We start from the raw sequence: 19329 nt of genomic DNA on the forward strand, positions 1-19329 counted from the left end.
AGGGCGCTGTAATTGATCCGCATGCGCAGACGCTGGGTTGATCCATTGCAGACGTTCCGCGTGGACCGACCTCCCGGCTCACTTTCAAGAGCTTGGCGGTTCGCAGTGATCCACGTTTGGGGGTTCACAGTGCGTTGACGATTCGTTACGATCCGGCAATACCAACAGGGATAGATGCTCTAGCTGTGGGGCGTTCGGATGTCTGTACGAGTACAGTGGGCCGGAAGTGAATGGCAAGATCATTGCTGCACGCTTCTTGGCGTGCGCTATGGCCCCGACATCCAGTTCATTCCAGATCGTACGAACGGTGATGGCGGTCTCGAAGCATTCAGGCTAGATGATGGCGTCGTATACCAGTGCTACGCGCCCGATGATGCGGTTACGATAAGCGCAATCACCGAGGGACAAAAGAAGAAGATTCGAACTGATATACGGAAGCTGCGGGTCGAAGAGGCGGAGACCATGCGGCTTCTCGGCAGCTCGTATCTGATTCGGCGATGGGTGCTGCTAACGCCAGAATATGACGACAAAGAGCTCGTGAAGTATGCGCGATACAAGAGCGCAAAAGTGCGTGCGGAGGCGCCTCGCTCGCAATGGTGTCATGAGTCGTTCGAGATACTAGTAGCGTCCGATCGCGAGATGTTCGCAGCGGAGCTAGCTGCGATGGGTGTTGGGGCAAGGCCAACGATCAATCTCCGGGTAGATGAGCCAACTCCGGAGCAGATTGAGTCTGCGGCAGCGGCGGATGAAATTGGCTTGCGGCTTCGCGAAAAGCTCATGGTCCATCCGGATCTCGCTGCGGACGAAGAATGGCTCACGGAGTATTCTCAAGACACTCTTTGGGAATACATTTATGGGCAAGCGCAGTTAGAGGCGCTACGGGATAGATATAGCCTAGCGTTTGATTCCGTATCCAAGCGTGCTGCGTTAGTGTGCCGAGGCCTTACACGCAATCTCGGCAGCGCAGCGAGCGCTCCAGATCTCGACGCTCTAATTTCAACGTTAGCGAACGGATTCGCGACTGACGTCCCCGCCCTATCTCAGATCGCGTGCATAAGTCTAGCGCGACATTATGTTGCCGTGTGGTGGATAGCGTGCCCTCTTCGCTTCCGGGTGGCGCCATGACGCCGTTCGAACGAGGGTCTGACATCGCGCCGCCGTATCCGCCATCGTCTCTCGCTGGCCGGAATCGTCCAACACGCCGCCCACTTCCGGCGGGTGCACTCCGCCTTGATCAGGTGGCGCTTCCCTTGGCCGGAAGGGATCGCGCCGCTTGGCGGGTTGCTTCCATCCTGCTCTGCCTTTCCTCGTGCCGGGGCAAATCGGCCTCGCTGGAGCAGTTGCATGTCTTGTCTTGGGCGTTACGTGATGAGCAGAATGGGCGCGCTCTGGTGCAACTCTGGAACAACACCGCTGGTGCGCCTCGGACGCTTCGCGCTTGGGACCCTAGCTTGGATGATACGCTGCGGCTTGCTCAAGCTTCGGGGCTAATTACTCAAAAGGATAACGGCCGCCAAATGCTAACCGAGAGGGGAGGTCAGTTCGTGGCCGCCATTAGAGACCAGGCCGAGGATCTCATGGCTGCTGAGCAACATCTCATTGTGAGTCTGGGGCAAATCACTGAGGCCGGCATGTGGAGGCGGCTTGGTGATAGAGCGCCGCTGCGCCGACCGATTGCTTCGGGGACATAGCCATGGAGCTTGTAAGCATCTCGCTAAATGTTCAAAGCACGCTGGGTGAGTCCAGGTATGAAGCACGCTTCAACAACGGCTTGAATGTTCTAAACGCTCCTAACTCCTGGGGCAAATCTACGTTGCTACAGGGTCTGGTATATGCCTTGGGCCTGGAAGGCGCATTTTCTGCTTCACGCCGGTCGCCGCTTGGCCCCGCACTGACCAACGTCATCGAGACAACTCGTGGCCGAGGAAGCGTAATCGAATCGCACATAACCCTTACGGTTCGCAACGGAGGTGGAAGATACCTACGGGTTCGCCGTTGGGGTGTGAGCCAGGACCTGCAAACTACTCTCGTGCACGTATGGATGGCGCAGTCCGAAGAAGGTCTCGAAACGGCTCGCCGTAGAGACATGTTCGTCCGAGAGGCCAACGCTACTACTAGTGAAGTCGGGTTCCATCGGCTGCTTGAGGAATATGTTGGATGGACGCTTCCCTCCGTGCCGAACTTTGCCGGTGGCGAGACGCGCCTGTATTTCGAGATACTTTTCCCGCTGTTCTTCATTGAGCAGAAATTCGGCTGGTCAGGTGTCGCCCCGCGTGTGCCAACACATTATGGCGTCAAGGAACCACTGCGACGAGGAGTCGAATTCGTACTTGGTTTGTCAACACTTGAGACCCTAAGGCAACGCGAGGCGTTGCGGCAAGAAGACATCGAGATTGCGAGGTCATGGCAGGCGGCAATTGGCCGTGCTGTCGGATCAGCCTCCACTGAAGGCTTTCGTATTGTAGGTGGCTCTGCGACGCCCGTGGTTTCATCGCAACGCGTGACGCTTATACTCGAAGCGAGCGTCGACGGTGAGTGGGTCCCGCTAGACGCGGCAATGGGGCGTTGGCGTAATGATCTAGCGTTGCTAAGTGCCGTTCCTCAGACTGCAGGCGAAAGGACGAGCCGCAGCCGTGTGGACTTGGCCAACGCCGAGGCTGCAGTTAACAAGGCTGGAGCTATAGTACGAAATCTTCAGGAGCAACTGGAGTTTGCGCAGGCCGATCAGGATGCTGCGGCAACCCGGCGTGCCCAGATTGAAAATGACAAACAGCGTCTTCAGGATGTCACGAAGTTACGGGCCATCGGCGGAGAATTCGAGTTGCCGCTTATCGCAGAAGGACGATGTCCAACATGCGAGCAGAGCGTCGACAATCGAGATGTTGCAACCCAGTACGTGAGTACTATTGAAGACAACATCGCGTTATTAAATGCCGAACGCGTGACGCTGAATAGTCTCCAAGCTGCGGCCAAGGAACGTGCCGACGACATACGCGTCCGTCTCACCTCGGCCGAGTCGGAACTGGCATCTGCACGTGATCATGTTCGGCTGCTTCGCGATGAGCTGATCGGCCCGTCAGCCGCACCTAGTATCGCGGACGTGCAGCAAAGACTCAAACTGGAGACTTTGCTTAGGGATTCGGAGCGAGCGACGTCTGTCGTGGAGACGGTTGAGGAGGAGCTGGATGAGCTTGCGACGAGGCTAGAGGACCTTCGGCGACGAAGGCGGGCCCTTGATTCAAGCCCAATGATGGCCGCCGACGTCGCACGACTCTCAACCTTTCGTCAGAGCTTTACGTCTCAGCTACGGGCGTACGGGCTCCGGAGTCTTTCTCCGAACGATGTAACCATCGACGATCGGACTCTGCTGCCGGTGGATGATGGCTTCGAATTGAGCTTCGACGTTTCTATGGGGATGAGTGCGTCCGATACCATTCGGACCAAGTGGGCCTATCATACAGCTTTGATGGAAGCCGCTCGGGAGCATTCAGGCAGTCACCATCTCGGCATCCTAGTGCTCGATGAGCCCAGACAGCAGGAGACTAATCGGACGAGCCTTGCATCATTCCTAGAGCGCCTTCGCGATAACAGTTCTGCGACGCAGATAATCTATGCGACGAGCGAAGATTCTGCTCTCCTAAGTAGTCTATTGTCTGCCATTCCGCATACATCTATTCCATCATTCGGGCCGCATCTCCTGGATATTTAGCGATGAGGGCTTTCGCGGTCCGGGCGGCCTAAGTCAGGGTCAGTGGGTTGCGGTGGGACTTCTCTCGAGTCGGCATGTCTTATTTGGGATTTTGCCCCGCGTTGTCTTACGCGTCGTAAGGGCCGGTGCCAACGGCATCGGCAGGCTCGGTCCAGACTCGCCTGGCGGGTGGCCAAATCCCGCTCCCAGCTCATGCGGTTCCACTGCCACCCTGTCGGATCGGCGCAACCGGCAGGGGATCACCCGTGACCAGCAGAAACCGGTTCGGGTTTCGCTGACCACGGCGCACCAAAGATTGAGCCGGTCGATTTCGACCGGCTCTTCTGCTATTCCGGGCAACCATCGACGCCGACACCCGCGCTGATCATGATCAGGGTCATTTCCACGTTGCCATAGCGACACGAAATTGACCCTGATCATGCCGCATCCACAGATGCCCAGAGCGCGCCGTACTGCGCACACGACAGCGCCACCTGTCAATATCGATGACGACAACTTTCCGACACCTCGGCCCGAGCTGATTGATCTATCGTTATGCATCAGTATAATCAAACGAAAGGGGGCCTATGGGACCCACATCGTCAGCGATGTCCCGAAGAACGGTCATCAGCGCGGCCGCCGCAGGTTCGGTCCTCGCGCTGGGCACGCCGGCGGTTGCCGCTACAGGCGCTGACGTCCGAACAGCCGCAGCACTCGTCGATCGGGACCAGCTCGGCAAGGCCATCACCACTTCGCCGGAGGGGCGACGCGTCACCTTGCAGTACGCGCCGGACTTCCACGAGCGGCTCAGCGAATGGTTGCGATTCTGGTGGGCCAACGCACCCACCAGCTGGATCGCACCGTTCCAGGTGCAATCGGCAGGGACCACGCCAGATGGCGAGGCGTTCTTGCTGACCGGTATCGCGTACACGCGCGCCGATCGCCGTCACAGCGGTTTCGACGCCCGCGAGCGCGATGCCCGCTACTGGGCCACGGTCGCCAGCCTCCACCACCACTTCTCCTCGGTGACGCTGGCCGACACGCACATTCGGGTCGCCGACGGGCATGCCGGATTCTCCGGATCACCCGCGCAGGTCGGATTCGTGCGGACCGCTCTCGCCACCGTGTGGCAGGACGCGTCTTCGGACTGGGAGAAGGCGGCGGGCCGGGCCATCCGCTGGTCCGGCCGCGAGGGCAGCATCTCCAGCCGCGCCGGCTGGGCGAATTTCACCCGCGCCACGCTTCGGCGCGGCCTCGGAACAGAACTGTGAGGAGTACGCATGGCACGTAGCGAATTCCGCTTCGCCGTCGACGGGGTCGAACTGGACGAGGCCGCCAAGTCCCACATCTCCGCCGAGATTCAGCGGGCCGGCCTGGCCGCGTTGCAGGACGTCGCCCGCCTGACGAATCCCGTCATGGTGGGACACAGCAACATCAAGCTGCGTCCGGAGTGGTGGGGCCTTGTCGTCATCCACGGTCCCTTCGCCGACGAGATCGGCCAAAAGATCAACGACATCGGCTTCTACCAGTAGGCGGGTGCCGAGATGACGGGTGACGTGGAGCGGATGTGCCCGAGTACTTCGGTCGAGAACTCCACCGTATTCCTCGGGATGATCACACCGGCGCGGACAGTGGCGTACGTGACTCCGCAGGTGCCACTCGACGCGATCCGGGAGAGCCTGGACGAGTCGCAGGGGCCCCTGGAGCGCAATTACCGGTTCGCGGGTCCCTGCGTCACCACCGGTTGCGGCTTCTGGACGGGGGAGAACTGTGGACTGGCAGCCAAGGCGGTGGAGTCATATCAGAGCACCGGAGCGCCACAGCTCGACCTGCCGAAGTGTGCGATTCGCCGCTCCTGCCGGTGGTTCGCCGAGCAAGGTCCAGCCGCGTGCTCACCGTGCTCCTATGTGGTCACGGACAGTGCTTCCTGAGGCTGGCCGTCCCGTAGCCGCTTGACGGTGGGCGAACCCGCAGAACGAAGGCCTGCGGTGTGGGCTCACCGGAAACCGTGCAGCGGTGCTGGGACCGTGATCGCACACGTGCCCAGCACCGCTGAGCGCCCAGGTGGTCCCCGAATCAGCCTGGCGCACCGTGCTCCAGGCAGGAACGGTTCACAGCCCGGCGCCTCCGGTGGCGTCGACGACCCGGCCGGTCACCCAGCGCGCATCGTTGGACGCGAGGAAGGCCACGATGTCGGCCACGTCTTCCGGTTGCCCGACCCGGCCTAACGCAGCCAAGGACGCCGCGTACGCCTCGGCCTGCGGGTTGCCACGAAGCCAGCCCGCATTGGTGTCTGTATCGACGATTCCGGGGGCCACCGAGTTGACCGTGATGCCCCGCGGGCCCAGTTCCTTGGCGAGATTGAGGGTGAAGGTGTCCAGGGCACCCTTGGTTGCGCCGTACGCGATGATCTCTGGCATGGCCAGGCTGGCCGCACCGCTGGAGATGTTGATGATCCGGCCGCCGTCCCGCAGACGGGACAGCCCCTGCTGCACGATGAAGAACGGCGCACGCACGTTCACGGCGAAGACTTCGTCGAACCCGTCCTCGGTCAACGAGGTCAGCGCCGCGCTGCGTCCGATGGCGGCGTTGTTGACGATGATGTCGAGCTTCCCGTCGGGCACGTGGTCCTTGCCCGCAGCGTCGAACGCGGCCCACAAGCGCGTCGCATCACCGTGTCGTCCTAGTTCCGCGCACACCGCAAAGGCCAGCCCGCCGTCTTTGCGGATTCGCTCGACGGTCTCGCTCGCCGCCGCCTCGTCGCGGGCGTAGGCGACGCCGACGGTGGCGCCGTCCCGGGCGAGTCGTTCGGCGATGGCTCGGCCGATGCCTCGGCTGCCGCCGGTGACCAGCGCGATCTTGCCCTCAAGTGGTCCTGTCTCCATGGCAGTCGCCCGCCTCCCCATTTCTTGAGCGTTGACTCAAGAAAGCACGGTAACACAAATTCTTGAGCGCTCGCTCTAGAATCAAGGCATGAGCGCACCAGGCGTGAAGCGTGGACGACCGCCGTCGTTCGACCGAACGACTGCCCTGACGGCCGCCACCTTGCTGTTCTGGGAACACGGCTACGAGGCCACCTCCATCGGCGAGCTGACCCAGGCGATGGGCATCAAGCCCGGCAGCCTCTATGCGGCGTTCGGGGACAAGAAGTCCCTGTTCAAAGAGGTCGTCCGCAGCTACGGACGCTCCCCCGTCGGGGCGTTCATCGCCGCAGCCCTGGAAGCGGAGCCCGCAGCCCGTGACGCGTTCCGCCGCATCCTTCGCGAGGCGGCGGTCGTCTACCCCGACCCGTCCCACCCGGCCGGTTGTCTGACCATCAGCGCCACCACCAACGTCACCGTCCAGGACGCCGACGTCGCGGAATTCCTGCGCGACCTGCGTAACGCGAACCTGGAAGCCTTCGAGACACGCCTGAAGACCGCGCAGCGGCAGGGAGAACTGTCCGCCGCGGCCAACCCGCGCGCGCTGGCCGCGTACTTCGCCGCCGTCATCCAGGGCATGTCACAGCGCGCCCGCGACGGCGCGACAACCACAGAACTCTCCGAAACGGCAGAACTGGCGCTGGCCGCCTGGCCCCAGGACTGAGCGCTTCGAAAACGGATCAGGTCTGTCGGAGGCGCGACGTAGGGTCGGAAGCGTGCTTACCTTCATGGCGGTTCACGCCCATCCCGATGACGAGGCCAGTTCCACCGGCGGCGTACTCGCGCGCTATGCCGCTGAAGGCATCCGAACAGTTGTCGTAACCTGCACCGACGGCCGGTGTGGTGACGGGCCCGGTGGGGTCAAACCCGGTGATGACGGGCACGACCCGGAGGCGGTCGCGACGCTCCGGCGGGCCGAGTTGGAGGCTGCGGCCAAGGTGCTCGGGGTTGATCATCTGGAGCTGCTCGGCTATCCCGATTCGGGGATGATGGGCTGGGCGACCAATGAGGCGCCCGGCTCGTTCTGGACTGTGCCGGTCGAGACGGCTGCCGCTCGGCTGGCCGAGCTTATCCGGCGCTACGAGCCCGACGTGATCGTCACGTACGACGAGCGCGGCGGCTACGGTCACCCGGACCACATTCAGGCGCACCGGATCACGATGGCCGCGTTGGAAGAGGCGCCGGTGGCGAAGGTCTACTGGTCGGCGATCCCCCGGTCCTGGATGGCGGGGTTCCAGGAGCGGATGGCCGAGCTCGGCGTCGAGTGGGACGAGCAGCCCACTCGCGATGACGAGCAGGAGATCGACTGGTCGGAGATGGGTACGCCCGACGACCAGGTCACCTCCTGGGTGGATACCAAGGCGTACGGGTCGGAGAAATATGACGCGCTCGCTGCGCATGCCAGTCAGGGGGAGAACATCTTCTTCCTGCGTATGGGCAAGGAGAAGTTCACCGAGCTGATGGGCATGGAGACGTTCATCCGGGTGCACGACACCACCGGCGCGCCGACTCCCGAGGACGACCTGTTCGCCGGCCTCCGGGATCCGGCCGAGGAAGGGCGAGGGTCGGTCAGCTGATCCGGGTGATCGAGCCCCAGCCGCTGTCGCCGACCTGGGTTCGAGGGCCGTCTGTGGGGGTCCCGGAGCTGTCGTCGCCGGCGTAGAACTGGAGCGTCCCGTCGCCTGCCGTCGCCCATAGGTCGACCGTCCCGTTGCCGTCAGCGTCGCTGGCGGCGATCAGTGGGCGGTTGGTGGGCGTCCAGCCGCGCGTACCGAAGATGGTGCGCGCGGCGAACGTGGCGTCGGCCCGGCCTCGGTAGAGGTACAGGACGCCGGTGGTGGTGTCGCGTGCCAGCAGGTCGGGTCGGCCGTCGCGGTCGGCGTCGCCGGGAGCGCTGAGGGTCATCACGCCCCACCCGCCGGTGCCGATGAGGCGGGGGGCGAGCAGGGCTGGGCGGTGGGCGGGGTCGCCTGGGTAGAGATACAGCTGGTCGTTGCGGATCGCCACCACGTCGGGATAGCCGTCGCCGGTGAGGTCGCCGACGCTGAGTACTTGGGAAACCGCCGACCAGCCGGTGCTCCCGATGGTGATGCGGTCGGCAAGCCGGCCGTAGCTTCGGTTGGGGTACACGTACAGGCTGTCGCCGACGCGGGCGAGGAGGTCTTCGGTGCCGTCGCCGGTGAAGTCGCCGCGGTGGCTGATCGCCGCGCCGCTCCAGCCGCCGGTGCCGATGACGCCGTTTGGCCACGTGATCGACCCGTCGCCGCGTCCTTCGTAGAGGCGCAGTTTGCCGCTGGTGTCGATCGCGGCCAGGTCTGGCCGCCCGTCACCAGTGAGGTCGCCGTCGATCGCCGCAGGACCTGACGGCGTACGCGTCCGCAGGATGCCGATCAGCGGCGCGTGGTCGGAGTCGCCGGTGGGCTGGGGCAGGCCGAACTGAGAGACGTCCACTCGCGACAGGTCGGCGTCGCAGTAGCGGAACAGCGTGCCTGCGCCCGGCAGCGCGGCGAAGATGTGGTCGCGTTTACGCCAGGTGCCACCGCTGGCCGACCAGGCGAAGTGCGTGACCTCGTTGACCGTGTCGCCACTGCCGTAGGAGTGCCGGTCGCACTCGTCGAAGGCTTCTTCCAGCCGTTGCAGCAGATCGCTGTCGGGGAACAGGTTGAAGTCGCCGCCGAGCACGAGGTCGTGGCGGTCCGGCCAGACGAGGGCGCGGACGTTGTCGATCTGTCCGGCTCGGCGTGGGTCACCGGCGGTGGCCAGGATGTGTGTGGTGCAGATCCGGCTGGTCCATTCCAGCGTGCGTACGCACAGCAGCGGCAGTTGTTGCCGGTCGACGGTGGGTGTCGTCGGGACGGTCGGCTGGCGGGTGGTCTCGGTGATCGTCGCCTTCACCGCGATGGCTTCGCCGATGTCACCCTTGAGATCGTCGGTGCCGACGCCACGGCAGTAGCTCGCGCCGTCCAGCGGGCGGGCCGCCGTGGCATGCACCACGCTCCACTCGGGACCGAGGTCTTGAGCGAGCAGGCTCAGTTGACTACCGGCTTCTCCGCCACAGATCTCTTGCAGCAGGACGACGTTCGCATCGTGCTGGGCAACGACGTCGGCGATGGCTTGCGCCTTGTGCTCCGGATCGTTGCGGTAAGGGCAGTAGGAGTTGCTGCCCGCCGGTCCACCCGCTTCTCCGCAGACGTTCCACGTCACGACCCGCAGCTCCGGTGCGGCGACCGCTGCCACGGCCGAGCTCGCCGAGATCGGTGGCGTCACCGCCGCGCCCGCCCCAGTCGTCGGCGCGACCGTCGCGAAGAGCATGGCGAGTGGGAGCACGACCGCTGGAGCGAACCGGAGACGACTGCGCATAGACATGATGATCACTCTCGACAGCCGATCTGTCCACTATGGTCAGGGCAAATCGGCTTCGAGCACGTGCATCGCCTCCACCGGGCGGAACCCGAATCGGGCGTTGATGGCCCGCATCGCGGTGTTGCTGTCGGCGGTCCACGAGTGCAGATGCCGCACGGTCGGATGCTGTGCGGCGAGCTGCCGCATGTTCGTGGCCTTGGCCAGGGCGCCGAGCCGATGGCCACGGTGCGCGCGCAGCACGAAGGTGTCGTCCTGCTGGGCGTGAACGCCGTCGGCATTGACGTAGATCCGCGTGTATCCGACCGGAGCGCCGGCCGGGTCGAGCACCAGCGTGGTCACCAGTCCCCAGCCTCGCGCGGCGGTCGCGGCATCACCGCTGAGGACCCGGTCCGCGTCAAAAGTCGGCGGCTCGTGATCGCGCTCGCCTGCCGGCACGTCCCGCTCCATCTGCGTACGCATCTGGGCGAAGACCTCCGCGCGGGCCGCGGTGACCGGGCCGGTCCAGGACTCGACCGCGTAGCCGGTCGTCGCGGAGCTGGACAGTACCGCGAGGCCGGCCTCGTCGAACGGCAGATCCAGCAGGTAGCGCTGCTCGGACAAGACGCTGGTGAAGCCGCGCGCGAGAGCGAACCGGCCGCCGGGAAAGGAATCGAGCGTGTACGCGCGGGGCACGTTGAGTTCGGTCGAGCAGCGGGTCCGCCCGTCGTCGGCGGCCACGCCGATCGCCGTGTCGAACAGCGCGCCGCCGACGCCGCGGTTGCGGTACGCCGGAGGCACGTTGAGTTCGATCTCCGCCAGGTGCGTGTTAGGCGGTTTTTCCAGGTGCAGCAGGGCAGCACCGAGACACGTGTCCCCCGCCCAAGCGCCGTACGCGTGCCGCGCTTCGTTGTCGCGTAAGGGTCCGAGCACCGATTCGGCGGCGAAGAACGTCGGCGCCTCACGGTCGGCGACGCCACCGGAGCGGAACGCCTCGTACCAGCCGGCGGCGGCGGTCACGTCCTGCGGATCGAGCCGACGGATCTCCATCCGCGCATGCTGGCCCGAGGAGGCTAGCCGAGGCAATCGATTTATTCCGGGCCCGCCGTGCCAGGGAATCGCGCCATGGTCGTCCCGGTCGGCATGGCTCCCACGATGAGGGTGTGCACGGCCGGGCCGACAGAGACCGTCGCGAACGACGCTTGGGCGGGCACGTCCGGCGGAATGGCGACGTCGTGGCGACCGGCCGGAAGTTCGGTGTCGACGAGCACCCGTGAGGTGCTCTTCGGTTCCGGTGGCGTGAACGAGGTGGCCCACCAGGCGACCACAGACACCTGCCGAGGCGCGGCGAGCGAGACGCCGAGCGTACGCATCCCGGCGTCATACGTGACCGAGCTGGCCGGCTCGTCGGTGGTGTCGGCGACGGCGGCCTGGACCTGCATGGCCACCAGCCCGGGAATTCCCGCGTAGCCCTGGACGAAGGTCACGTCCGCGTTCCGGTTCGTGATCTCTTCGCGGAGGTACGCATTGGTGTCCGGCGGCACCATTCCGCCGAAGACGACGACGTCAAGCCGGTTGACGTCGAACAGCTCGAGGACGCGGTCGAACTCGTTGGTCGCACCGGCGGCGTACCCGTTGGTCCGCAGGATCGCAACCAGGTCGGTCAGCACGTTCTCGCTACGCCCGATCACCAGTACGCGGACGGCTGGGGTCGTAGCGGCGACGTCGGCCTCGATGGGCACAGTGAGCATGACGGCTCCTTCTCGGATCGCGCATCAATGTTGGTGTCACCAACATACGATATGTTGGTGACACCAACAAGTGTTACGCTGAGCACGTGCCTGACCAGGTGATGCGGCCGGCGACCGCCCCGTCCCGCGTACGCGACCGGACGACCTGGCTGATCAGCCGGAACTACGAACGATCGCGCGGTCTGCTGAACGACGGTTTCGCGGCGGGCGGCGACGGACTCCGCAGCTACCACTACCGCCTGCTCGCCACGCTGGAGGAATGGGGACCGGTCGGCCAGGCCGATCTCGGGCGCTCCTCCGGTGTCGACCGCAGCGACGTCGTCGCCGTACTCGGCGACCTGGAAGAGCGGGGACTTGTGGGACGCTCGACGAACCCGAGCAACCGTCGCCGCAACATCGTCTCCATCACGGCTGCGGGCAGCGCCCGGCTCCGCGACCTCGATCGCGTCGTCGACGAGGTTCAAGAACAGGTGCTCGCGCCGCTGTCCGCGGCGGAACGGCGCCAGCTGACGCGGCTCCTGCGAAAGCTCGCCGACCTCGACTGACGCAGCTCTTGATCAACGGACGGCGGTCCGTCATGATCGGTACCCGCTCAATGTCTCTCCACAAAGGTGGGTGCACATGAAACTCCCGTTCGGACGGTCCGCCCGCAGGGTGTCGACCCTCGCCGCCGCGAGCATCGGCACGGTCCTGCTGCTGTCCAACCCCGCGTTCGCCTCGTACAACGACGGGTTCGCCGCGATCACCACCAACTCGTGCGGGTCGGCCATCTTCGTCGACTACGGCGAGGGCGCGGCCGGCGGCGGCAACAACGACGACTACGTCCTGATCCGCGACAACTGCTCCGACAGCCACGGGATCCGGGCGTGGGCCTGGGTCACCGAGCACACCTCGGCCGGCGATCTGACCTACAGCCTCGGATCGAAGTACAACGGCAACGGCGTCGCGGGCGCCGACCTCGTCTGGGACCCGTTCATCGACGGCAACGTACGCGCGGGCGACACGGTGAAGCTGAAGGTCTGCCTGGTCGACGGCAGCGGCGACACCACCGGCTCGTACTGCGACACAGCCACCCACACCAGCGTGGACGGCTGACCACCGCCGCTGACCGCCCCGAGCCCGCTGCCTCGCGGGTTCGGGGCGGAGCTCAGGTCAACTGGTGACCGGTGGTGCTGTCGACATGGTCCGGTATCTCGCCCTCATGACGATCGCCGGTCGTCGCGGTCCCGGACGGTTCGAACATGAGGATCGCCCCGCCGGGCGACGACGGCTTGTGCTCGACGCCCTTCGGCACGACGAAGGTGTCACCTTTGCGCAGCACCACCGTGGTCTCGTTGCCGTCGGCGTCCCGGATCGCGACGTCGAACCGGCCGTCGAGCACGAGGAAGAACTCGTCGGTGTCGTCGTGGACATGCCAGACGTGCTCGCCCTCGGTGTGCGCGATCCGCACGTCGTAGTCGTTCACCCGGGCCACGATCCGGGGGCTGTAGACATCGTCGAAGGTGGTCAGGGCCTCGGTCACGTTGACAGGTGTCGTCTGCATGAACCGATTGTCGACCGCCGAAGGCCGAGCTTCTTGTACGAACTTGACCTCATACGAGGGAGGGTCAGCCGCCGTCGGCGTTCGCGTAGGCCCAGACAGGAGTGGGGCTAGGCCCACCGTTGCGTGGGCTTGGCCGCATACCGCGTCGATCTTGAACTTCCTACCGTCGACGGCATGACTTACCCCGATCTTCTCCGCCCCGCCCGCACTCTCGTCCTCGTCTACGGCCTGCTCGGCACGGCGGTCCTCGGCCTGGTGGCCGCACTGTCGGCCAACGGGTACGCCGTGACCGGGTTCATGTGGGGCCGTTCGGCGGGCGTACTGGCCAGTGCGATCGTCACCTACGTGTTCTCCGGCTTCGCCTCGCGCGGTGCGCGGTGGGCGTACCTGCGGATGCGCATCATCTCCGTGGTGGTGCCGCCGGCGATCGTCGCCGTCGACGTGTTCCTGGGCGAGCTGCCTGGGTGGTTCATCGCACTGCAAGCGATCTGCGCGCTGGCGCTCGCCGCCGCCGCGGTGCCCATCAACGGTTCGCGGCTGCGGTCGGCATTCGCCCGCTGATCGCTGCGATGCCGATGGTGCCGTCGGGGAAGCGCTGAACCGAACGCACCCCCGGCAGAATGTTCAGCAGCAGGCACGGGGTGCCGATGAGGGCCGCTGCGACCAGCAGCGTCGTACGCGTACCGAGCAGTTCGGCGACTGGAGCCGCGGCGGCGTAGCCGGCGGGCATGGCGAGCATCGAGATCATCCAGTCCAGCGAGCTGACCCGGGCCAACAGCTCTTCCGGGAACAACTGCTGCTGGGTGGTCGCCAGAACCTCGTTGACCAACGACGTCATCGCGAACGCCACCGCCACGGCGATCGCGATGGCGTAGACCGGGGCGGGCCGAGCTAGCAGGGCCAGCGGGCCGGCCCCGAGCACGGCGACCGCGTTCGCGGTGGCGAGTGGGCGACGGGGCCGGTAGTGCAGAGCTGCCAGCCCGCCGACGATCGAGCCGACCGAGCCGGTGACCATGATCGCGCTCCAGGCGGTGGCTCCGCCGTGGCCGTCCTGCATCACGACCGGGCCCAGGACGAAGAAGAACGCGATCGCGAAGTTCCACACTCCCCAGGTGAGCAGGTTGGCCAGGTACCAGCGGCGCTGGGCCACCGCCCGCCAGCCGTCGCGCAGATCTGCCAAGAAGTGCTGCCGCTCGGATCGCTGCGGCTGCCGGTGCGGGCGCATCCGGGCGAGCAGCACGAAGCTCAGTAGGAAGCTGACGGCGTTGACGAGGATCGCCGTACCGGGGCTGGAGATCGCCAACAGCAGGGCGGCGAGCGCCGGGCCGACCACCTTGGTGGTGCTGTCGGTCAGGCCCAACAGGGCATTCGCCGGTTGCAGGTGCTCGGCGCGGACCACTTCGGGAATGACGGCCCGGGAGGCCGGGGTGAAGAATGCGAAAGCCATCCCGGCGATCGTGTAGGTGACGGCGAACTGCCACACCGCCACGTGCTGCAGGAAGGTCAGCACGGCGAGCAGGCCGTAACAGATGGCTTGGATGGCGTCGGTCGCCATCAGCACGACTTTGCGGGACAGCCGGTCGGCCCAGACTCCGCCCACCGGCAGCATCGCCACCTGGCCGACGGCTTGGCAGGTCAGCACGAGGCCGACGGCGAGGGCGCTGCCGCCGGAGCGCAGGATGGCGAAGACCACGGTCACCGGGATCATCGCGTTGCCCAGCGCGGAGACGCCGCGCGCGGTCCACAGCAGCCGATACGGGCGCTCGCGCAGCGTACTCAATGATTGCGGAAAGACCATCGATGAACCTTTTCTGGGCAGGGGGAAGCGCGGTCTCGCGCGACGCGCGGGACCGGCGAGGCGGGAGTGTCAGGCGGTCAGGCGGAATCGCCGGCGGTAGGCCGCCGGCGTCGTGCCGATCTGCTTGCGCAGGGCGCGATGGAGCGTCTCCACCGAGCCGAGCCCGCACGCGATGGCGACCTGCGCCAAGGGCTGGTCGGTGCTCTCGAGGAGGCGGCGGGCCGCTTCCACCCGGACGGCCTCGACGTAGGCGCCCGGCGTGGTCCCGGTCTCGCGGCGGAAGACCCGCGCGAAGTGGCGCTCGCTCAGGCACATCCGGGCCGCGAGGGTGGTGGCGGACAGGTCGCCGTCCAGGTGGTCGACGATGAGCATCCGCAGCTCGTCGATATCGCGGCGGGTCGCGGCCGGCCGGCTCAGCGGAACCGAGAACTGGCTCTGGCCGCCCTGCCGCTTGAGATACATGACCGACTGCCGGGCCACCGTCAGCGCGACCTCCTCCCCCAGGTCCTCGGCGACCAGTGCCAGCGCGAGATCCATGCAGGCGCTGATCCCGGCGCCGGTCCAGACGCTGCCACAGCGGACGAAGATCGGATCGGGGTCCACGGTGATCTCGGGGTGGCCGGCCGCCAACTGCGCCGCCGTCGACCAGTGCGTGGTCGCGGTCTTGCCGTCCAGCAGTCCAGCCGCGGCGAGCAGGTGCGCGCCGACGCATACCGACACGACGCGTCGAGCCTGCGGCGCGACGTGGGCGATCCACGCCACCACGTCCGCGTCCACCCGCGCCGTCGATCCGCTGGTCGCCACGTCGATCGCCCCGGGGACCAGCAACGTGTCGAGCAGGCCGTCGATCTCGTCGAACGACAGGTCCGCGAACAGCTTCAGGCCCGCCGACGTCCGCACCTCACCACGGGTACGCCCAACGAGGTCCACCTGATAGCCGGCCGCTTCTCCGCGCTCCTGGTTGGCCAGCGCGAAGACCTCGGCCGGGCCGGTGACGTCGAGCAGGTCGACGCCGGGGAACACCGGAATGACGACGCGGCGCATGCTGGGCATGAACCCATCCTGACCTGCTGACTCGGGTGGCGGCAATGACGGTGTTCTGCAAGATCCGGACATCACGGTCGCATGGACGGCTCTGGGCTGTCGCTGCCTTTCGGCTGGGTGTCCGGGATGCGTCCGGTGAAGAACAGGGCGAGCGACGCGGCCAGCGCGAGGATGAGAAGTCCGGCGCGGAGGCCGTCGATCCGTGCTGTGGCATTGGCGTCGAGGGCGGCCTGCGCGACGTCGTCGCTGACCCCCGCCTCGGTGAGGGCAGCTGTCAGCTGGGCGTCGGACAGGAAGGCCGCCCCGCTGGCCAGTTCGACCGTCGCGCGGCTTTTGATCTCCGCCGGAATGGCCGGGTTCTCGGTGACGGAGGCCAGGAATGACGTGGTGAGGACGGCGATCAGGATGGAGCCGGCGATCGCTGTTCCCATCGATGCGCCGAGGTTGGTCACCGCGTTCTGCATACCGCCGACCTCGGCGCTTTGGTGGGTCGGCACCGCGGACACCGTGACCGACCCGAGTTGCGAGGCGAGCGCGCCGATGCCGAGGCCGACGAACAACAGGGGCACCGCGACGATCTCGGCTCCGGCTCCTTCGTCGAGTGCCGCGATCAGCGCGACGGCGCCGATGAGGAGAGCCACCACGCCGAGCCGTACGACCCGGCGAGGCGAGACGTCTGGCCAGAATCGGGGAATGAGCACGGCGGCGGCCAGCAAGGTCAGCGACAGCGGCATGAGGCGTACGCCGGTGTCCAGGGCCGACAGACCCAGCGCGATGGACAGATACAACGGGACGACGAAGAAGACGCCCATCATGACGAGGTACTGGAAGAAGAACATCGTCAGGCCGCCGGTGAGCTGCCGATTTCGGAGCAGGCCCGGGTTGACGAGCGGGTCGCCGCCGCGTTTCACGAGGCGGTTCTCCCAGCCGAAGAAGAGCCGGATCAGCAGGAGGCCGGCCAGCGTCGACCAGACGACGAGGGACACGCCGAACAGGGCTGGCGCGCCGGGTTTCGGCCGGAACCAGCCCCACTCGTCGGCGCGGAGCAGGCCGTAGACGAAGACGCCCAGCCCAGCGGCGGAGAGAAGGACGCCGACGACGTCGATTCGGGCGCGCGGCCCGGCCGGTGCGTCGGCGAATCCTCGCGCCAGCATGAGGATGGCCAGCACCAGGACGACCTCGCCGGCGAAGACCCAGCGCCACGAGAAGTAGGTGGTCGCGATGCCGCCGATGAGCGGGCCGAGTGCGATCGCGATGGCGCCGGCTGCGGCGACCAGCCCGTAGGCGGCCGGTCGGCGCTCGACGGCGAAATTGCCCGCGACCAGTGCCACGATCGCCGGCAGGATGAGGGCCGCGCCGAGGCCTTCCAGCAATGACCAGCCGAAGAGCAGGACGGGCAGGTTCGGTGCCAGCGCGGTGGTGAACGATCCACAGCCGTACACCGCGCAGCCGATCATGAACGCTCGTTTGCGGCCGATGATCGCGCCGATCTTCCCACCGGGAATCATGAACATCGCCATGACCAGCGTGTAGGCCGTGATCGCACCCTGAATGCCCGTGACGGTGGTGCCCACGTCCTGAGCCACCGTCGCGATCGAGACGTTCATGACCGAGCTGTCCAACGCCATCAGGAACTGACCCGAAGCGAGCGTCAGCAGCACTAGGCGAGCCGATGCTCCACTCGGGGAAGCCGCCGCCTCCATGGGCGAATTATCCCAGATTGCAGAGTCTGCCCGGACGCGTTTCGCCGCGCGTCTTCCGCTCACTCGATGCAACCTGAATCCGTGTCCATTCCGTCGTTCGGTCGACGATGGGGAGGCTGAGTGAACAAGTCCGACGAGATCGAGTTCCGCGCCTTCGTGCGGGCCCGGATGGACCGGTGGCGGCGTGCGGCGTACCTGCTCTGTCACGACTGGCATCTCGCCGACGACCTCACGGCGGTCGTGATCGGCAAGCTCTACCAGAACTGGCGGCGGGTGGCCGCGGCGAACAACCCCGACGCGTACGCCCAGCGCATGCTCACGCATTCCTGGCTCGACGAGCGGCGGCGGCCCTGGCGGCGAGAACATCCGACCGATTCGCCACCCGAACCGAGTGGCGCGTACGCCGACCCGGCCGACTCCGGCGACGTCATCGAACTGCTCGCAGGGCTGGCGCCGAAGCAGCGCGCCGTGATCGTCCTGCGCTTCTACTTCGGCCAATCGGTCGAGGAGACCGCGGAGCTGCTCGGGATCTCCGCGGGAACAGTCAAGAGCCAGTCGGCGCGGGGACTCGAGACGCTGCGCTCGCTGGCCACCTCACCAGGGAGCATCGGATGAATCAGCAACTCTTCGACCAGCGGCTGGGCACTCCCCCGCCGTCCACCATCGACCTCGACGACATCATCGCGCGGCAGCGGCGACGCTCGGTGTGGCGGCGTACGGCCGCCATCGGTTCCTCAGCGTTCGCGAGTGTCGCCGCGGTCACCATCGCGGTCAGCCTTGCCGCAGGCCCCGGCCCAGGTCGCAGCCCTTCGCCGCTGGTGGCGGAGGCTTCGTCGGTGGCGAGTTCGGCGTCGAGTTCGGCGGCCGCCGTCGCCGTTCGCGTCGACACCGCTGGGCAGCGGCAGCAGACGCTCGACGCCCTGCAAGCGGCGCTCGAAAGCGGCCTGGCGTCGACGGCACCCGGCGTGACCTGGGTGTACATGCCCGACGTGCCGGGCGAGCAACCTGGTCCCGACGGGCATCCGCAGATGCACGCCTCGGCTTCGCCGCCCGTCTCGTTCTCGGCGCGTTCGGGTCTGGCGTACGGGAGTGCGCGCGGAGGCTTCTACGTCAGGCTGGCCGAACCCGACTGCGCCGCAAACCAGACCGGGGTGCGAGCTTGCACGCCGCTCGTCGAATGTGACGCCGCCAAGGCCGAGTGTGCGAAGACCCAGACCGCCAGCGGGCTACAGCTGACGACCTGGACCGAACGGCCGGTCAGCGGCGGTCAGCACTACGTCTTCTACGGCGCCGAAGTGGTCACCCGCAGCGGATACGCGCTGCATGTCCTGGCCGTGAACTACTTCGGCGGCGACCAAGCCTCGGTGAGCGCACCCGTGCCGGTGCTCACCAAGGCTCAGCTGGCGGCCTTGACCACGAACGTCGCCGACCAGATCGGCGGCTGACCCGCTCCCGCGCCCGCCCCGCGCTCACCGGATCAGGGTTCCGGGTCGAATCTTGGACCATGATTCGACCCGGAACCCTGATCCAGCGCCAAAAAGC

20 protein-coding genes are annotated in these 19329 nt (G+C 66.2%); 12 read left to right on the forward strand and 8 right to left on the reverse strand.

Annotation, left to right across the window (positions count from 1 at the left end; genetic code table 11):
- The first annotated feature begins 261 nt into the window (after positions 1–261).
- From AB0M47_RS29575 to AB0M47_RS29595, 5 genes are all read left to right on the forward strand, one after another.
- Positions 262–1125: a hypothetical protein gene (locus tag AB0M47_RS29575; protein ID WP_363419795.1), complete on the forward strand. Its 864-nt coding sequence runs from the start codon at positions 262–264 to the stop codon at positions 1123–1125.
- Between the two features lie 877 nt (positions 1126–2002).
- Positions 2003–3709: a hypothetical protein gene (locus AB0M47_RS29580; RefSeq protein WP_363419797.1), complete on the forward strand. Its 1707-nt coding sequence runs from the start codon at positions 2003–2005 to the stop codon at positions 3707–3709.
- Between the two features lie 587 nt (positions 3710–4296).
- Positions 4297–4959, forward strand: coding sequence for a hypothetical protein (locus AB0M47_RS29585; protein WP_363419799.1), 663 nt, complete (start codon positions 4297–4299; stop codon positions 4957–4959).
- A gap of 9 nt (positions 4960–4968) precedes the next feature.
- Positions 4969–5220, forward strand: coding sequence for a hypothetical protein (locus AB0M47_RS29590; RefSeq protein WP_253760698.1), 252 nt, complete (start codon positions 4969–4971; stop codon positions 5218–5220).
- A 12-nt stretch (positions 5221–5232) separates the two neighbouring features.
- Positions 5233–5619, forward strand: coding sequence for a hypothetical protein (locus tag AB0M47_RS29595; protein WP_363419801.1), 387 nt, complete (start codon positions 5233–5235; stop codon positions 5617–5619).
- Between the two features lie 180 nt (positions 5620–5799).
- On the opposite strand, the gene AB0M47_RS29600 is transcribed toward AB0M47_RS29595, so the two are convergent.
- Positions 5800–6573 carry an SDR family oxidoreductase gene (locus AB0M47_RS29600; RefSeq protein ID WP_363419803.1) on the reverse strand — a complete coding sequence of 258 codons (774 nt, stop codon included), beginning with the start codon at positions 6571–6573 and terminating at the stop codon, positions 5800–5802.
- An 88-nt stretch (positions 6574–6661) separates the two neighbouring features.
- Between AB0M47_RS29600 and AB0M47_RS29605 the strand changes: the two genes are divergently transcribed.
- Entirely contained in the window at positions 6662–7273 is a 612-nt protein-coding gene (locus AB0M47_RS29605; protein ID WP_363419805.1) for a TetR/AcrR family transcriptional regulator, read from the forward strand.
- 52 nt (positions 7274–7325) lie between these two features.
- Positions 7326–8186 carry a PIG-L family deacetylase gene (locus tag AB0M47_RS29610; RefSeq protein ID WP_363419807.1) on the forward strand — a complete coding sequence of 287 codons (861 nt, stop codon included), beginning with the start codon at positions 7326–7328 and terminating at the stop codon, positions 8184–8186.
- Here the strand turns inward: AB0M47_RS29610 and AB0M47_RS29615 are convergent.
- The 3 genes from AB0M47_RS29615 to AB0M47_RS29625 are packed head-to-tail and all read right to left on the reverse strand — an operon-like array spanning position 8179 to position 11699.
- A complete protein-coding gene (locus tag AB0M47_RS29615) occupies positions 8179–9969 on the reverse strand; it encodes an FG-GAP-like repeat-containing protein (protein ID WP_363419809.1) in 1791 nt (596 codons plus the stop codon). The two genes, AB0M47_RS29610 and AB0M47_RS29615, sit on opposite strands and share 8 nt — an antisense overlap.
- Positions 9970–10011: 42 nt before the next feature.
- Complete coding sequence (locus tag AB0M47_RS29620) at positions 10012–10998, reverse strand: GNAT family N-acetyltransferase (protein WP_363419811.1); 987 nt, start codon at positions 10996–10998, stop codon at positions 10012–10014.
- Between the two features lie 41 nt (positions 10999–11039).
- The gene (locus AB0M47_RS29625; RefSeq protein WP_363419813.1) at positions 11040–11699 is read right to left on the reverse strand and encodes a hypothetical protein; all 660 of its coding nucleotides are present in this window, start codon (positions 11697–11699) and stop codon (positions 11040–11042) included.
- Positions 11700–11785: 86 nt separating this feature from the next.
- Between AB0M47_RS29625 and AB0M47_RS29630 the strand changes: the two genes are divergently transcribed.
- Both AB0M47_RS29630 and AB0M47_RS29635 read left to right on the forward strand, forming a co-directional pair.
- Positions 11786–12244 carry a MarR family winged helix-turn-helix transcriptional regulator gene (locus AB0M47_RS29630; RefSeq protein ID WP_363419815.1) on the forward strand — a complete coding sequence of 153 codons (459 nt, stop codon included), beginning with the start codon at positions 11786–11788 and terminating at the stop codon, positions 12242–12244.
- Positions 12245–12320: 76 nt separating this feature from the next.
- A complete protein-coding gene (locus tag AB0M47_RS29635) occupies positions 12321–12794 on the forward strand; it encodes a hypothetical protein (RefSeq protein ID WP_363419817.1) in 474 nt (157 codons plus the stop codon).
- 52 nt (positions 12795–12846) lie between these two features.
- Here AB0M47_RS29635 and AB0M47_RS29640 read toward each other — a convergent pair whose 3' ends face one another.
- Complete coding sequence (locus tag AB0M47_RS29640) at positions 12847–13242, reverse strand: cupin domain-containing protein (RefSeq protein ID WP_363419819.1); 396 nt, start codon at positions 13240–13242, stop codon at positions 12847–12849.
- A 174-nt stretch (positions 13243–13416) separates the two neighbouring features.
- Between AB0M47_RS29640 and AB0M47_RS29645 the strand changes: the two genes are divergently transcribed.
- Positions 13417–13803: a hypothetical protein gene (locus tag AB0M47_RS29645; protein WP_363419821.1), complete on the forward strand. Its 387-nt coding sequence runs from the start codon at positions 13417–13419 to the stop codon at positions 13801–13803.
- On the opposite strand, the gene AB0M47_RS29650 is transcribed toward AB0M47_RS29645, so the two are convergent.
- The 3 genes from AB0M47_RS29650 to AB0M47_RS29660 all read right to left on the reverse strand — a co-directional run bounded on the left by AB0M47_RS29650 (position 13766) and on the right by AB0M47_RS29660 (position 17787).
- Positions 13766–15040, reverse strand: coding sequence for an MFS transporter (locus tag AB0M47_RS29650; protein WP_363419823.1), 1275 nt, complete (start codon positions 15038–15040; stop codon positions 13766–13768). The two genes, AB0M47_RS29645 and AB0M47_RS29650, sit on opposite strands and share 38 nt — an antisense overlap.
- A 69-nt stretch (positions 15041–15109) precedes the next feature.
- Entirely contained in the window at positions 15110–16093 is a 984-nt protein-coding gene (locus tag AB0M47_RS29655; protein WP_363419825.1) for a helix-turn-helix domain-containing protein, read from the reverse strand.
- A 62-nt stretch (positions 16094–16155) separates the two neighbouring features.
- Positions 16156–17787, reverse strand: a complete 1632-nt coding sequence (locus AB0M47_RS29660) for an MFS transporter (RefSeq protein WP_363419827.1) — start codon at positions 17785–17787, stop codon at positions 16156–16158.
- Positions 17788–17907: 120 nt separating this feature from the next.
- Here AB0M47_RS29660 and AB0M47_RS29665 point away from each other — a divergent pair, with 120 nt between their 5' ends.
- Together AB0M47_RS29665 and AB0M47_RS29670 are read left to right on the forward strand one after the other, a co-directional pair.
- Positions 17908–18402, forward strand: coding sequence for a SigE family RNA polymerase sigma factor (locus AB0M47_RS29665; protein WP_363419829.1), 495 nt, complete (start codon positions 17908–17910; stop codon positions 18400–18402).
- Positions 18399–19232 carry a hypothetical protein gene (locus tag AB0M47_RS29670; protein WP_363419831.1) on the forward strand — a complete coding sequence of 278 codons (834 nt, stop codon included), beginning with the start codon at positions 18399–18401 and terminating at the stop codon, positions 19230–19232. The genes AB0M47_RS29665 and AB0M47_RS29670 overlap by 4 nt, the downstream gene beginning before the upstream one ends.
- The last annotated feature ends 97 nt before the right edge of the window (positions 19233–19329 follow it).

Origin of the sequence: Hamadaea sp. NPDC051192 (assembly GCF_040682475.1) — a bacterium.
In the GTDB taxonomy this organism is placed as follows: Bacteria; Actinomycetota; Actinomycetes; order Mycobacteriales; family Micromonosporaceae; genus Hamadaea; species Hamadaea flava.